The organism is Lysobacterales bacterium (genome assembly GCA_016721845.1).
In the GTDB taxonomy this organism is placed as follows: Bacteria; Pseudomonadota; Gammaproteobacteria; order Xanthomonadales; family Ahniellaceae; genus JADKHK01.
This window is the reverse complement of the sequence record JADKHK010000013.1, coordinates 859,891-874,103: the sequence shown is the minus strand read 5'-3', so window position 1 is coordinate 874,103 and position 14,213 is coordinate 859,891. Positions and strand designations below refer to the sequence as shown.

13 protein-coding genes are annotated in these 14,213 nt (G+C 64.9%); 3 read left to right on the top strand and 10 right to left on the bottom strand.

Translation table 11 applies throughout. From position 1 onward, the window contains the following. Positions 1 to 55: 55 nt before the first annotated feature. From IPP28_11330 to serC, 6 genes are all read right to left on the bottom strand, one after another. The gene (locus IPP28_11330; GenBank protein MBL0041610.1) at positions 56 to 835 is read right to left on the bottom strand and encodes a DUF2189 domain-containing protein; all 780 of its coding nucleotides are present in this window, start codon (positions 833 to 835) and stop codon (positions 56 to 58) included. 70 nt (positions 836 to 905) lie between these two features. Next, complete coding sequence (gene aroA, locus IPP28_11325) at positions 906 to 2,228, bottom strand: 3-phosphoshikimate 1-carboxyvinyltransferase (GenBank protein MBL0041609.1); 1,323 nt, start codon at positions 2,226 to 2,228, stop codon at positions 906 to 908. Further along, a complete protein-coding gene (locus tag IPP28_11320) occupies positions 2,225 to 3,355 on the bottom strand; it encodes a histidinol-phosphate transaminase (GenBank protein MBL0041608.1) in 1,131 nt (376 codons plus the stop codon). The genes aroA and IPP28_11320 overlap by 4 nt, the downstream gene beginning before the upstream one ends. Continuing rightward, a complete protein-coding gene (gene pheA, locus IPP28_11315; GenBank protein MBL0041607.1) occupies positions 3,352 to 4,452 on the bottom strand; it encodes a prephenate dehydratase in 1,101 nt (366 codons plus the stop codon). The genes IPP28_11320 and pheA overlap by 4 nt, the downstream gene beginning before the upstream one ends. Next, a complete protein-coding gene (locus tag IPP28_11310; protein ID MBL0041606.1) occupies positions 4,449 to 5,609 on the bottom strand; it encodes a phosphoglycerate dehydrogenase in 1,161 nt (386 codons plus the stop codon). The genes pheA and IPP28_11310 overlap by 4 nt, the downstream gene beginning before the upstream one ends. Before the next feature lie 10 nt (positions 5,610 to 5,619). Further along, positions 5,620 to 6,699 carry a 3-phosphoserine/phosphohydroxythreonine transaminase gene (gene serC, locus IPP28_11305; protein ID MBL0041605.1) on the bottom strand — a complete coding sequence of 360 codons (1,080 nt, stop codon included), beginning with the start codon at positions 6,697 to 6,699 and terminating at the stop codon, positions 5,620 to 5,622. 214 nt (positions 6,700 to 6,913) lie between these two features. On the opposite strand from serC, the gene msrP reads away from it, so the two are divergent. Together msrP and IPP28_11295 are read left to right on the top strand one after the other, a co-directional pair. After that, positions 6,914 to 7,897: a protein-methionine-sulfoxide reductase catalytic subunit MsrP gene (gene msrP, locus IPP28_11300; protein ID MBL0041604.1), complete on the top strand. Its 984-nt coding sequence runs from the start codon at positions 6,914 to 6,916 to the stop codon at positions 7,895 to 7,897. After that, complete coding sequence (locus IPP28_11295) at positions 7,897 to 8,481, top strand: sulfoxide reductase heme-binding subunit YedZ (GenBank protein ID MBL0041603.1); 585 nt, start codon at positions 7,897 to 7,899, stop codon at positions 8,479 to 8,481. The genes msrP and IPP28_11295 overlap by 1 nt, the downstream gene beginning before the upstream one ends. On the opposite strand, the gene IPP28_11290 is transcribed toward IPP28_11295, so the two are convergent. The 4 genes from IPP28_11290 to IPP28_11275 all read right to left on the bottom strand — a co-directional run bounded on the left by IPP28_11290 (position 8,465) and on the right by IPP28_11275 (position 13,842). Beyond that, positions 8,465 to 9,313 carry an FHA domain-containing protein gene (locus tag IPP28_11290; GenBank protein MBL0041602.1) on the bottom strand — a complete coding sequence of 283 codons (849 nt, stop codon included), beginning with the start codon at positions 9,311 to 9,313 and terminating at the stop codon, positions 8,465 to 8,467. The genes IPP28_11295 and IPP28_11290 overlap by 17 nt on opposite strands. A gap of 93 nt (positions 9,314 to 9,406) precedes the next feature. Next, positions 9,407 to 10,465 carry a putative porin gene (locus IPP28_11285; protein ID MBL0041601.1) on the bottom strand — a complete coding sequence of 353 codons (1,059 nt, stop codon included), beginning with the start codon at positions 10,463 to 10,465 and terminating at the stop codon, positions 9,407 to 9,409. A gap of 22 nt (positions 10,466 to 10,487) precedes the next feature. Further along, on the bottom strand, positions 10,488 to 13,193 hold the full coding sequence (locus tag IPP28_11280) for a protein kinase (GenBank protein MBL0041600.1): 2,706 nt from the start codon (positions 13,191 to 13,193) through the stop codon (positions 10,488 to 10,490). Next, the gene (locus IPP28_11275) at positions 13,180 to 13,842 is read right to left on the bottom strand and encodes a hypothetical protein (GenBank protein MBL0041599.1); all 663 of its coding nucleotides are present in this window, start codon (positions 13,840 to 13,842) and stop codon (positions 13,180 to 13,182) included. Before IPP28_11275 ends, IPP28_11280 begins: the two co-directional genes overlap by 14 nt. Positions 13,843 to 13,967: 125 nt before the next feature. Between IPP28_11275 and IPP28_11270 the strand changes: the two genes are divergently transcribed. Further along, positions 13,968 to 14,210, top strand: a complete 243-nt coding sequence (locus IPP28_11270; protein MBL0041598.1) for a polyhydroxyalkanoic acid system family protein — start codon at positions 13,968 to 13,970, stop codon at positions 14,208 to 14,210. Positions 14,211 to 14,213: the final 3 nt, after the last annotated feature.

Below are 14,213 nucleotides of genomic sequence, written 5' to 3'. Positions count from 1 at the left end.
AGGGCGCGCCGCGGCGCGCACGCCGAGCAGTGGCAGACTGTTCCATCCGAACTGCTCAGACCAGCGGCCAGTCCGACGCATCGATCGTGTCGCGATAGGCGTGAAAGGTCGCGTACGCCAGCCAGGGCATGACCAGACCAAGGCCGATCAGCGCGGTGGCAAAACCGAGTGCGGTCAATGCGCAGATGATCGCGGCCCATTCCGCCAGCACCCACTTGTTGCGCAGCACGGCATGGATGCTGGAGATGCAGGCGGTGACCATGTCGACGTCGCGGTCGGCGATCATCGGCAGGGAAAACGCCGTCACGGCAAAGGTGATGGCGGCGAAGATCGATCCGACCGCCGAACCGATCAGCAGGAATTCGGCCAGGGCCCCGGTGTCGCCTGCCTGCACCGGGATGAATGCGGTGATCATCATGCCCGAGCGCGACCAGATCAGCACGATGACGATCTGGATCAGCGCGAAGACGCCGGCATGTCCAAGCACGCGCCGCGCGATCACGAACGAATCGGCGAGCTTCGGGGTGCGATGGGCCAGCAGCCCGCGACTGACCGAGTACAAGCCGACCCCGATCAGTGGCGCGACGTAAACGAACCCGGACAGCAGCGTGGCGAGCAAGGCGAAACGCCCGAGTGACCAGGCCAGCCACGAGATCGCGGCACTGACCAGCACGATCACGACACCGAACATGGCACTGAGGGCCGGCGTTCGACGCAGATCCCGCCAGCCCAGCCGAAGCCAGCGCCACGGTGCCTCGAACGTCAAGTCACGGCAAGGAATCACGAAGGGGCGCGGTGCCTGCGGCACCGGGTTCGGCTCGTTCGCGTCGTCCATTGCCGTTCCCTGTTCTCCGCTGACCTCACGATCAGCATAACCGAGGTCGAATGCATGACGACGGCAATATCTACCCGGGATGCGAGGCGGCCAGTTGCATGCCGATACCCGTGGCCAGTTCGACGAAACCGGGGAACGACGTCGCGACATTGTCGCAGTCGTCAACGACGACCGGCGCGGAAGCGCATTGTCCGGCGATGGCGGCACTCATCGCGATGCGATGGTCGCCACGGGCGTGCACACGGCCTCCGATCAACGCCGCACCGCCATGAATCGTGGCGCCATCGGGCGTTTCGTCGATGCGCGCCCCGAGACTGCGCAAGGCCGTGCTCATCGTCGCAAGCCGATCGCTTTCCTTGACGCGCAATTCCGCCGCGCCGCGCACGACGGTCGGACCTTCGGCCAACGCCGCGGCCACGAACAGGGCCGGGAATTCGTCGATCATGTCCGGCACGCGCTCGACCGGAACCTCGATGCCGCGCAGCTGGGCATGGCGAACGCGCAGGTCGGCGACGGCCTCACCGCCCTGCACCGCTTCGCGTTCCACCGCGATGTCGGCACCCATGTCGCGCAAGGTGGCAAGCAGTCCGGTGCGGCGCGGGTTCATGCCGACCGCCTCGAGCACCAGATCGGAACCCGGCACGATGCTGGCGGCTACCAGAAAGAACGCTGCCGAGGAAAAATCGGCCGGCACGTCGACGTTGCTTGCACGCAGGCGCTGACCGCCGCGCAAGGTCGCGTGCCCGGGCGCATAGTCGATGACGACGCCGAACTGGCGCAGCATCGACTCGGTGTAGTCGCGCGTCGGATGCGGCTCGCGCACCGTGGTCTCGCCGTCGGCATACAAACCGGCCAGCAGCAGCGCCGATTTCACCTGCGCGGAAGCGACCGGCAAGGTGTAGTCGATGCCACTCAGCCGCAGTCCGCCCAGGACGCGCAGCGGCGGCAGGCCATCGTCGGCTCCGATGCGTGCCCCCATCCTGGCCAGCGGCTCGATCACGCGCCGCATCGGCCGCTTCGACAACGAGGCGTCGCCGATCAGGGTCGAATCGAACGGTTGTGCGGCCAGCAGTCCGGCAAGCAGCCGCATCGCGGTGCCGGCATTGCCGCAGTCGAGTGTGGCCCCGGCACTGCGCAGGCCATCGACACCGACCCCATGGACGATGCGTTCGCCGTCGTTCGGCGCGTCGATGCGTACGCCGAGCGCGCGGAATACGGCCGCGGTCGCGCGGGTGTCTTCGCCTTCGAGGAAGCCGGTGATGCGCGACACCCCATCGGCCAGGCTTGCGAACATGATGGCGCGATGCGACACCGACTTGTCGCCCGGTACGCGAATCCGCCCGCGCAACGGCGCTGCACGACCGGTGATGAACTGCAACCCGCCGCCACTCATCGCAGGGCTTCCTTCAGGCAATCCAGCAGATGCGTATCGTCCGCTTCGGTACCGTTGTTGATGCGCAAACAGGTCGGCAGGCCATAGCCCTTCATCGGCCGCACGACGGCGCCCTGCGCCAGCAGCTTCGCCTCGATCGGCGCGGCTTCGCGGCCGAAATCGGCCAGCACGAAGTTCGTCTGCGACGGATGCACGAACAGATCCAACCCGCGAATCTCGTGACTCAGCGCCGCGACCTGCGCCTGTGTGCGTGCCCGCACCGACGCAACATGCGCCTGGTCCGCCAGTGCCGCTTCCGCAAGCGCCAGCGCGACGCCGTTGACGTTGAACGATTCGCGCACCCGGTTCAGCACGTTGCAGCCGTCCGCGGCGGCGACCAGATAACCGACGCGCAGTCCGGCCAGACCATAGGCCTTGGAGAACGTGCGGGTGACGATGACGTTCGGGAAGCGTGCTCGCAGTTCGATGGCCGAACCCACGTCCGGATCGGTCACGTATTCGTGATAGGCCTCGTCGACGACGATCGGAACATGCGCCGGAATCTTCGTCATGAAGTCCGCCAAGGCCCTGCGGGAGAACCAGGTACCGGTCGGGTTGTTCGGATTGGCGATGAAGACGAGCTTGGTGTCCTCGGTCACCGCGGCCGCAATGGCATCGAGATCATGGCCGCGCGGTGCAGTCGGATGATCGAGCGGCAACGCCGGCACACGCACCGGCGTCGCGCCGACGGTCGCCGTCGAGATCGGAAAGACCGCGAATCCGAATTCGCTGAACACGATCCGATCGCCCGGGCCGGCAAAGGCCTGCGCCAACAGCATCAACAACTCATGCGAACCATTGCCCAGCACGATCTCGTCGGCGTCGACGCCCAGCCGTGCCGCGAGCGCACGGCGCAGATCGAACCCGAGCGGGTCGGGATAACGCAGCAAGGTCGAGGCATCGAGCTGCGCGCAGCGTTCGAGCACCCGCGGCGACGGGCCCCACGGGTTCTCGTTCGAACCGAGCTCGGCCAGCGTACGACCGGCGAACTGGCGGCGGATTGCCGGCAGATCGTGGCCCGGATCGTAAGGCACCAGTTTGCGCAGCGGCGCGATGGCCTGCGCGACGAAATCGGGCCGTCCACTCATGCCGACAGCACCGCCACCGGATATGAACCCAACACGGTCAGCTGGTCGGTGACTGGCCCCAGTTCACCGAGCGCCTGCTTCATGTTGTCGTCCTCGACATGCCCGTTCACGTCGATGAAGAAAGCGTGCTGCCACTTCTTCTGGCGGGTCGGGCGAGACTCGATGCGGGTCATGCTGATGCCGTGCTTCGCCAGGGGTGCCAGCAGGTGATACAGCGCGCCGGGCTGGTCCTTGGCGATCAGCATCAACGAGGTCTTGTCGATGCCGCTCGGCGAAAAGATGTCGCGTCCGATCACGACGAAGCGCGAGGTGTTGTCCGGTCGATCCTCGATCGGGCCGGCCAGCACCTTGAGGTCGTAGACGCCCGCCGCACCCTCGCCCGCGATGGCGGCCGAATCGTCGGACCCTTTCGCACGCCGGGCTGCTTCGGCATTGCTCGACACCGGCACGCGCTCGGCATTCGGCAGGTGCGTACGCAGCCAGTTGCGCGTCTGCCCGAGCGACTGCGGATGCGAAAACACGCGCTCGATGCGCGCAAGGTCGTCCTGCTTCGCCAGCAGGTATTGATGGATCGGCAACTCGACTTCACCGCAGATCTTCAGCGGCGACGTCAGGAACATGTCGTGGGTCGGGTGCACCGAGCCTTCGGTCGAATTCTCGACCGGCACGACGCCGAAATCGGCATGACCGGCCTCGACTTCCTGGAACACCTCCTCGATGGTGCCGAGTGGCAGTCCATGGATCGAGTGACCGAAATGCTTGTGCACGGCAAGCTGCGAAAACGTGCCTTCAGGCCCGAGGAACGCGATCTTCAGCGGCTCCTGCTGCGCCAGGCAGGCCGACATGATCTCGCGGAACAGCCGCACCATTTCCTCGTTCGACAACGGGCCCTGGTTGCGTGCGATGACCATGCGCAAGACCTGGGCCTCGCGCTCGGGCCGGTAATAATCGACTGCCGCCTTCAACGGACCCTTGGCTTGCCCGACCTGGCGGGCAAAATTCGCGCGTTCGGCAATCAGCTGCTGGATCGCGGCGTCGATCGCGTCGATGCGCGCCCGCACCTCGGACAGATTCGGCTTGGGCGCGCCCTCGCTCATGCGATGACCCGCACCGACAGCACACCATCGATCGCACGCAGGTGCTCGACCACCTCCGGGCCGACATCGTTGTCGACATCGACCAGGTTGTAGGCATGATCACCCCGCGACGCATTGTGCATCTGCGCGATGTTGATGCCAGCCGCGCCCAGTGTCGCCGACAACTGGCCGATCATGTTCGGCTTGTTCGCGTTGGCGACGCAGATGCGTGCCTTGCCGGTGCGATGCATGCGCGTGGTCGGGAAATTCACGCTGTTCACGACATTGCCGTGTTCCAGGAATTCCCTGAGCTGGTCGACCACCATCAAGGCGCAGTTCTCTTCCGCCTCCTCGGTCGAGGCACCGAGATGCGGCAGGCCGATCACCCGAGGATTGCCTTGATAGTCCGGCTTCGGGAAATCGGTGACGTAGCGACCGATGCGGCCATCGGCCAGGCCGGCCTTGATCGCGTCGTGCGCGAGGATGCCGTCGCGCGAGAAGTTCAGCAGCACGACGCCGGGCTTGACGGCATCGAGCGAGGCCAGCGAGAACGAACCACGCGTGGCGTCGTTCAGCGGCACGTGGAAGCTGATGAAGTCCGAAGCCGCATAGACCTCGTTCATCGAACCGGCCTTGATCACGTCGGAGGACAGCGCCCAGGCGCCTTCGACGGTCATGTGCGGATCGAAGCCGATCACGCGCATGCCGAGCGCGCGCGCGGCATTGGCGACACGCACGCCGATCGCACCGAGTCCGATCACGCCCAACGTGCGGCCAATCAGCTCGGACCCGACAAAGCGCTTCTTCTCCTTCTCCATCAATTCCTCACCGCCTTCGGCAGGCAGCGAAGCAGAGAACGCCAGTGCGTCGGCGATGTTGCGCGCCGACAGCAGCATGCCGGCGAGCACCAGCTCCTTCACTGCGTTGGCGTTCGCGCCCGGGGCATTGAACACCGGCACGCCGCGTTTCGACATCGCCGCGATCGGGATGTTGTTGGTGCCGGCACCAGCGCGTGCAATCGCGAGCACGGAAGCTGGAATGTCGATCGCATGCATGTCGGCGGAACGCACCAGGACCGCGTCGGCGCCGTCCAGCGCATCGACGATCTGGTAACGCTCGGTCGGCAAACGCTTGAGGCCGTTCTGCGAAATGTTGTTCAGGGTCTTGATCTTGAACATGGCGCCCACCTCAACCGTTACGACGCGCGAAGTCGCGCATGAAGTCGATCAACGCATCGACGCCCGCCATCGGCATGGCGTTGTAGATGCTCGCGCGCATGCCGCCGACCGATCGATGTCCCTTCAGCGCCATCAGGCCGGCGGCTTCGCTCTCCTTGAGGAAGGCGTCGTCGAGCTTTTCGTCGGCGAGACGGAACGGCACGTTCATGCGCGAGCGTGCGGCCGGATCGATCGGATTGCTGTAGAAACCCGATGCATCGATGTAGGCGTAGAGCTTCTTGGCCTTCTCGTCGTTGCGGCGGCCCATTTCGACCAGCCCGCCTTCGCGCTGCAACCATTGGAAGGTGAGGCCGGCCAGGTACCAGCCGAAGGTGTTCGGCGTGTTCAGCATCGACCCATCCTTGGCATGCGCGGCGTAGTTGAAGATGCCGGCGATGTTCGATGGGCATCGCGCCAACAGGTCTTCGCGCACGATCAGCACAACCAGACCCGACGCACCGATGTTCTTCTGGGCACCGGCGTAGATCAGGCCGAATTTCGACACGTCCACGGGTTTCGACAGGATGTTCGAGGACATGTCGGCGAACAGCGGCACCGAACCCACGTCCGGGATGTCATGGATCTCGACGCCCTGAATGGTCTCGTTCGGCGTGTAGTGCACGTAAGCTGCGCTCGCATCGAGTTGCCATGCCGCACGCGCCGGCAACTTGAAGAAGTTGTCGGCTTCGGACGTGGCGGCGATGTGCACCGACGTATAGGGCTTGGCTTCCTTCGAGGCTTTCTGGCCCCACTGGCCGGTGACGATGTAGTCGGCACCGGCAGCGGCGCCGAAGTTCATCGGGATCTGCGCGAAATGCTGGGTCGCACCGCCCTGCAGGAACAGCACCTTGTAGTTCGCCGGAATCGCCATCAGCGCGCGCAGGTCGGCTTCGGCCTGCTCCGCGAGCTGGATGAAGTGCTTGCCGCGATGGCTGATTTCCATCACCGATGCGCGCGCGCTCGACCATTCGAGCATCTCGTCGCGGGCTTGCGTCAGCACGGGTTCCGGAATCGCTCCGGGGCCTGAAGAAAAGTTGTAGGCGCGGCTCACAAACACTCCTTTGCACTCCGGGGAACCGGAGCGACTGTCGATGGGGAACCTGATGCGAGCCCGACACGGTGAAGAGCATGTGCAAGACCGCGGACTTCCCGAACCTACCAGCGAACATTCGGGCAAGAAACCGAGGCAGCGGATTGACGACGCGTGCACGCTTCAGTGTCAGGATTTCGGCATCGTTCGGGTCTGTGTCCCCGGAGGTACCCCCATGCGCCAACGTTTGTTCGATCCCATCGCCGCTTCCGAGATCACGCCCGAGTCCGCCTATCTGCAGCGCCGGACGCTGATGAAAGGCCTGGCCGCCGGCCTCATCGCCGGTCTGGCCGGCTGCGAGCACGAGGCCGAGGCCAAGACGGAAACCCCGGTCCTGCCCGCGCCGAAACCGGAGATCCCCGGGTTGAAGACCTGGCCCGGAAGTTCTCGCGAGGCGCGCACCAGCTTCCGCGATGTGACCAGCTACAACAACTATTACGAGTTCGGGACCGGCAAGGGCGACCCGGCGGCACGCTCGGCGAACTTCAAGCCGCGGCCGTGGACGCTCGAAGTGGCGGGTGAAGCGGAGGTGACCGGTCGCTTCGATCTCGACGACCTGCTGAAGGGCGTCACCATCGAGGAGCGCATCTATCGCCTGCGCTGCGTCGAGGCCTGGTCGATGGTGATCCCGTGGAACGGCTTTCCGCTCGCCAGTCTGCTGAATCGTTTCAAGCCGACCTCGAAAGCCAAGTACGTGCGATTCGAGACCATCGAGCGCCCGCGCGAGATGCCTGGGCAACGCTCGGCTGTCCTCGATTGGCCCTACCGCGAAGGCCTGCGCATCGACGAGGCAATGCATCCGCTGACCTTGTTCGCCGTCGGCGTCTACGGACGCTGGCTGCCGAACCAGAACGGCGCACCGTTGCGCCTCGTGGTGCCCTGGAAGTACGGTTTCAAGAGCATCAAGTCGATCGTGAAGATTCACTTCTCGGAAACGCAGCCATCGACCAGCTGGAGCGACATGGGTCCGGATGAATACGGTTTCTACGCGAACGTGAATCCGGATGTCGATCATCCGCGCTGGAGCCAGGCGTCCGAACGCCGCATCGCCGAAGGCATGTCGGTGTTCAAGGCACGCATCGCGACCACGCCGTTCAACGGCTATGCCGACCAGGTCGCGTCGATGTACACCGGCCTCGATCCGAAGACCCTGTATTGATGATGACCCGCATCGCGGTGGCGAAGGTCCTGCTGTTCCTGCTCTGCCTGGTGCCGGCAGCGGTCTTGTGTTGGGATGTCTTCGTCGGCGACCCCGGGCCCGATCCGGTGGCGCGCATCGTGCACGAGACCGGCGCATGGACGCTGCGCTTCCTGTTGATCACGCTGTCGATCACCCCTTTGCGTCGGTTCGGCGGCTGGAACGTGCTGATCCGCTTCCGGCGCATGTTGGGGCTCTATGCGTTCTTCTACGCCAGCCTGCACTTCGCGAGCTACCTGTTCCTCGACCTCGGCGCGTTCTGGGCGCAGTTGCTCACCGACATCGTCAAGCGCCCGTACATCACGGTCGGCTTCAGCGCGTGGCTGTTGCTGGTGCCGCTGGCGATCACCTCGACGAACGCGATGATGCGCCGACTCGGCAAGCGCTGGCAGCGCCTGCATCGGCTGAGCTACCTGATCGCCATTCTCGGCGTGTTGCATTTCGCCTGGCTGGTCAAGGCCGACCTGACCCAGCCATTGATCTACGCGGCGATTCTGGCCCTGCTGCTGCTGGCGCGCTGGCCGCGACTCAGCGGCCGAAGCTGAGCAGGGCCGCGACACCGACCGCGATCAGCGCACCGACCACGATCAGCAACCATGGACTGCCCTGCTTCGCCGCGTCGACTTCAACGGTTGCCGCGGCTGCGTCGCTGCGCGCCGCATCCAGACGGATGGCCTGCAGGGTTTGCGTGACTTCGACCTGCGGTTTGCCGCTGATGTCCTGCACGTCCATGCCGAGCGGACGTGTCGGGGTACCGGGCGCCTCGATCAGGAACCGGTTGCGGTCGAACGCCAGCTGGTCACCGGTGAACAGCACCGCATCACGGACCTGCACACCGTTGACATAGGTGCCATTGGCCGACCCGAGGTCGCGCAACCAGATGCCGGCCGGGGTGGCCTCGACCATGGCGTGGCGACGCGACATTTCGGGCTCGTCGAGCACCAGGTCGCAATCATTGCCGCGCCCGATGGAGAGGCGGCCGGCAATCGCGATGACCTTGCCGAAATACGGGCCGGAAACGCCGCGCAGGACGGCCTTCGGAGGTGCCATGCGGTAGCGGGTTTCGTTGTTCTGTTCGGACATGGCGTCGTCGGTGCTGCTCTTGGGCGGAACGCGGCTGGTGATGTACTGGTCGCTGTCGGGCTTGATCGCGACGAGGACGTTGCCGAGACTGACCATATCGCCGACACGGACGATGGCCTTCTCGCGCACCGGTCGCGCGTTGACATGGGTGCTGTGGGCGCCTTCGCGAACGATCAGCGTGAGGCCGCGACGGTCGAACAGCAGCGATGCATGGATCGGCTGCACGCCATCGCCCTTGACGACGACGGCATTCGACGCAGCCGAACCCAGCGAGGTTTCACCCTCGCGAAGCATCACATCGGTTTGTTCACCGTGCGGAAAATGGAGCCGCATACACCGCCGTATCCGTCGACTGCGCTGAAATGTAGCACAGGGCCCGGCGCTGTCTCACCAGCGCGCGTTGAGCTCGAGCATGAAGCGGTCGACGTCGTCGCTGACGCCGTCGCGGTTCTCGCGCAGCATCGCAAACTGGGTATTCCAGGTCTCGTCGATGCCGTAGCCCACCCAGAGCATGTGGCCCTTGGCGAAGCTGTGGAACCACCAGTCGTCGTCGTTGAAGGCCGCCATGGCGGCATCGCGCTGGATGCGTTGCGCGGCAAACCCGTATTCCCAACCCATCGGCTGCAGCTTGTCGCCAAGCACGACGCTGAATCGCCCGGCTTCATTGTGATCATCGGCGCCGGTGTTCCGCGCGACATCGGCCCGCACGGCCAGCGGCCAACCGCTCAGTGTTGCGTGCAATCCGGCTTGCAGATCGACGATTTCATAGTCGGACAGCAGCACCGCGCCGGCGCGGCGATTGGTGCGCGCCAAGCCATTCAACGTGAGTTGTTCGAGCTCGGAGAAGTCCAGCCAGGCGATCTGGATATCGCCGCCGAAGTCGGTACCTTCGCGCAGGAACCAGCCGGCCTGCAGCGCCGCAATGCGCGAGTCGTCGTCGTACAGATGGGTGCCGGCAAAGTAGCCCGCGGTCAATGCCAGGCGATCGAAATCGCCGGTCGCGATGCTGTGCGAGACACTCGCGCCGATCGGGCGCAGGTCGGCGTCCCACAGCATCGGCGTCAACGACAGCGGCATCGCCGTGCGGCCCAGCACCACGCTGGTGCTGTCGGCGACGTTCCAGCGCAGGTAGAGCTCGTCGAGATTGAGCGCGTCGCTGCGCTCGTTGTCGTTGTTGCGGCGATTGTCGCGGTTGTCGTCGCTGCCGAGCGCACCCTCGAGCGCGACACCGAATTCGAGATTGTCGAACATGCGCCGCGCCCCGAAACGGAGACGGCTGCGATTGCGTTCGAGGTCATCGCGCCCGGCCAGATCCTGGACGTGGTCGACGCGCAGCTTCAGATCGCCGTACCAGGACCAGACACTGGACGCAGCGTCGTCCTGGGCCAGCACCGGCATGGACAGTCCGAAACAGACGGTGGCCAACAGCAACTTGCGGATATTCATGGTGATCTCCCCATCACGACGTTCAAGCACGCAGCTGCGACAACGCAGCCCCCAATTCGTCCACACTCTGGAAACGGTCATCGGCCCGGCGCGCGATGCAGCGCAGGATCAGCGCCTCCAGTCCGGCCGGGATCTCGGGCCAGTATTCCGAAGGCTTGATCGGTGCCTGTTGCATCTGTGCCATGTAGATCTCCATCGTGTTGCTGCCGGTGAAGGGCAGCTTGCCGCAGAACATTTCGCAGAGCAGGACGCCGCTCGCATAGATGTCGGCGCGATGGTCGACCTCGTCGCCGGCCAGCTGTTCCGGCGCCGCATAATGCGGTGTGCCGACGAACATGCCCTGCTGGGTGTGGCCGGGCTCGGAGCGGCGAATCGGTCGGGCGATCCCGAAGTCCATCAACTTCGCATTGCCGCTGGATTCGAGGATCAGGTTCTCGGGCTTGATGTCCCGGTGCAGCACGCCGACTTCATGCGCGGCACCGAGACCGGCGCACAACTGCTTGGCGATGCGCAGGCCGGCGGAGAACGGAATGCGCCCGGCCTGCTTGATCAGGTAGCGCAAGGTCATGCCACGCACGTATTCCATCGAAATGTAGGCGCGTCCGTCGGAATCGCCGAAATCGAAGGTGCGCAAGACGTTGGGATGGGTGATCTTGCGTGCCAGCTTGATCTCGCTCTTGAGCCGGTCGAGTTGTTCGGCATCCATCAGGCCGGCCCCGCGCAGCATCTTGATCGCGACGATGTCGTCGAGTTCAAGGTCACGCGCCTTGTAGACCACGCCCATGCCGCCGGCACCGAGTTCGGAAAGGACCTCGTAGCGACCGGCGAAGACGCTGCCGAGCACTACGTCCTGGGTGGCGCCGCGCTTGGTCGCGGCAATCGAGGTCCCGGGCGTGACTACCGTGGCGTAATCGCCGCCGGGGCCGCCGGATCTTGCCGTCAACGGTTCGAGCGCATCCAGCCGGGCCAGGTCCAGCACCGGGAACGCACGTCCGCTGACCAGTCCGGTTGCGGCCTGGGTATCGTGGCCACAGATCTGCTTGACCTGCTCCAGCATCGGCTTCGCGACCAGCATCTGGTGCTCGCCCGACTCGGACAGCAGGCGATCGAGCTGGTACAGCGTGCCGCCACCAGCGACCGGCACCGAACCTCCCGCCATCGCGAGCAGCCCTTCAACCACATCGCCCTCGTGTACGGCGAACGCCAGCGACGCCGACAAGGCGTCCGGCAGGCTCGCATCGCGCCGCAGGAAGCGCGCCGTGCGCAACGCGCGACGCAAGGGTTCTTCGCCGGAAAACCCGAGCACGGCGCGAAATCCGTTGAATGCGAGCACATGCGCCATGGCGCGTTGCGCCGCGTCGTCGATCGCGCGAGTGAACTGCTCGATGCCGTTGCCCAGGCGCTCGGCCTGGTCGCGCGAGACCGGTTTCGCCAGTGCGCGACAATCGATGCCGAGCACGATTCGGGTGGCGAGATCGGGGGGGCGTATCGCCGGCGCGGCACTGGTGATGCGCGACTCCCCGCCGCCATGAGTCTTGCGCTCGTTGGCAGGCTCGGGCAGGAAACGCGACAGATTCGCGACATACCCCTCGATGTCCGACTTCTCGCGCAAGTCGGACAGCAGATGGTCGAATGCGCGCGACAAGCGTGCCAGTTCGTCATTGCCGGCGATGCTGAGTCGGGTCTGGTAGTGGCCATCCGCCGCGGACTCGGCGGCATCGGCCAGGGTGCGCACCGGTTTCAGGATGGCGCGCGCCAGCAGGTAGGACAGCGGCAATGCCGCGAGCAGCGAGCCGATGCCGGTGGCCAGCACGAGATTGAGAATGCGTTGGAATCCGGCATAGGCGCGATCGCGCGACGTCAGCGACACAGTCGCACCGAGCGCACCGCCTGCATCGGCATCGACCGGGCCGACGCGACCGATCCAGTCGCGTCCGCCGAGGCGCACGTCGATCCGTTCCAGCGGCTTGGCCTCAGCGATCGCCTTGCGCACATCGGCGCGAGTGGCGAGAAATCCGGTCAGCGCTTCCGCGGTGTCGGCGTCGAGACTGCTGGCGCTGAGTACCGCCTGGTCATTGTCGACGAAGACGTAGGCAACATCGGCGCCGCTGACCTTGCTGATGTCGGCCGCCAACGTGTTGTCGATCGCTTCACCCAGCACAAGGAAGCCGAGCAGGTCCTCGCCGCGCAGGATCGGCATCACCGCCGCCTGCAGCAGGGAGTTGCCCTGACGCCACAACCCCGACACCGGGCTGGCTTCACTGATCGCGGACGCGAGGAATACGTCGCCGGCCAGGTTCTGCTTTACCGCTTCGGTTTCGTCGGTACGGGCCAGCACTTCGCCATCGGCATCGAGGAAGATGCCGAGATCGAATCCGTACTGTTCGCGCCGTTCCGACAGCAGGTCGGCCAGCGACATGGTGCCGCCCATGACGTCGCCGAGCCCGAGTTCGATGTCGGTCGAACTCTCGAAATACTGCACGATGGCCGGATCCTGGGCGATGAACTGCACCAGATTCTGGACTTGCTGCAACTGCGACTGCTTGGTGTTCGCCTGAACGCCGGAGCTGGTGTCGAGGGTGCGCTGAACGCTTTGCTCGGCGATCTTGCGTCCCTGGACATAGGTGATCGCGACGGCGGCACCGACCGCAAGGGTGATCAGGACGGCGCAAACCAGAAAGATCTGCGCACCAAGCGGCAAGCGGAAGCCGGGCTTAGTAATTGGCATTGGGCGTTCTCGCGTAGGGCTTGCCGAACTTGTTGGAATGCGCCGGCACGCGGCGCTTGTTGAGGTCGAGATCGAGCTTGATGGTGCTGCCCTTGGTCACGCTGATCTGCTGTTTCAGCGGCGCACCGCGGTCATGGAACACGACGAGTTCGCCGTCGCCTTCCGGCAAGCCGTCGAGCCGAAAATGCCCGGAGGTATCGGCGCGGGTGTGGAACGGCGTGTCGAGCACCAGCAAGAAGCCGAACATCGAGTGGTGGACATTGCAGTACACACGGACCAGGCCAGGCTTGCCGAACACCTGGGTGCGACCGTCGCCACGACTGTACTGACCGGTGTCGAAGGCATTTTCGGGCGAGGTCGAAAAAGCGTTGTGCAGGATCGGATCTTCGTTCGGAAATCGCACCGAGCTGCCGGCGGTGATCGCCAGTACCCGGGGCACGAATTGCTTGCGGCGCGTCGTCATCACGAAGGGCGTCGCTGCAGGCTTGGCAAGCACCGGGGTATTCGGACGAAAATAGATGATCGCCTCGGCCGCTTCAGACTCGCGCAAGGGCTTGCCGTTCGCGAACAGGCGCAGGGTTCCGGACAAGTCTGCCGCGGTCGAATCGAACATTCCCAGCAGCAAGCACAGTACGAAACAGACGCGCATCAGTTTTTGCTCCCGCGATCATGGGGTTCTGGCATGATCTTAGCGCAGCACTTCACCGACACCAGCGACTTTCGACAGGGCCCGGCATGGCGACGATCTCGATTTCCCGCAAGCACAAGAAGTCCATGTCCGAGGCACGCGCCTCGATCGACCGGGTGGCCAAGGGCATCGCCCGCAAATTCCAGGTCAACCATGAATGGGAGGGCGACACCCTGCACTTCTCGCGCCCCGGTGTCGATGGCCACATCGCGCTCGGCAAGGGCAGCGTCAAGGTCGAGGCCACCCTCGGCTTCCTGCTGATGGTGATCCGCAGTTCGGTCGAGGACGAGATCCAGCGTTACCTCGATGATGAGTTCGGACCCGCCTGAGGC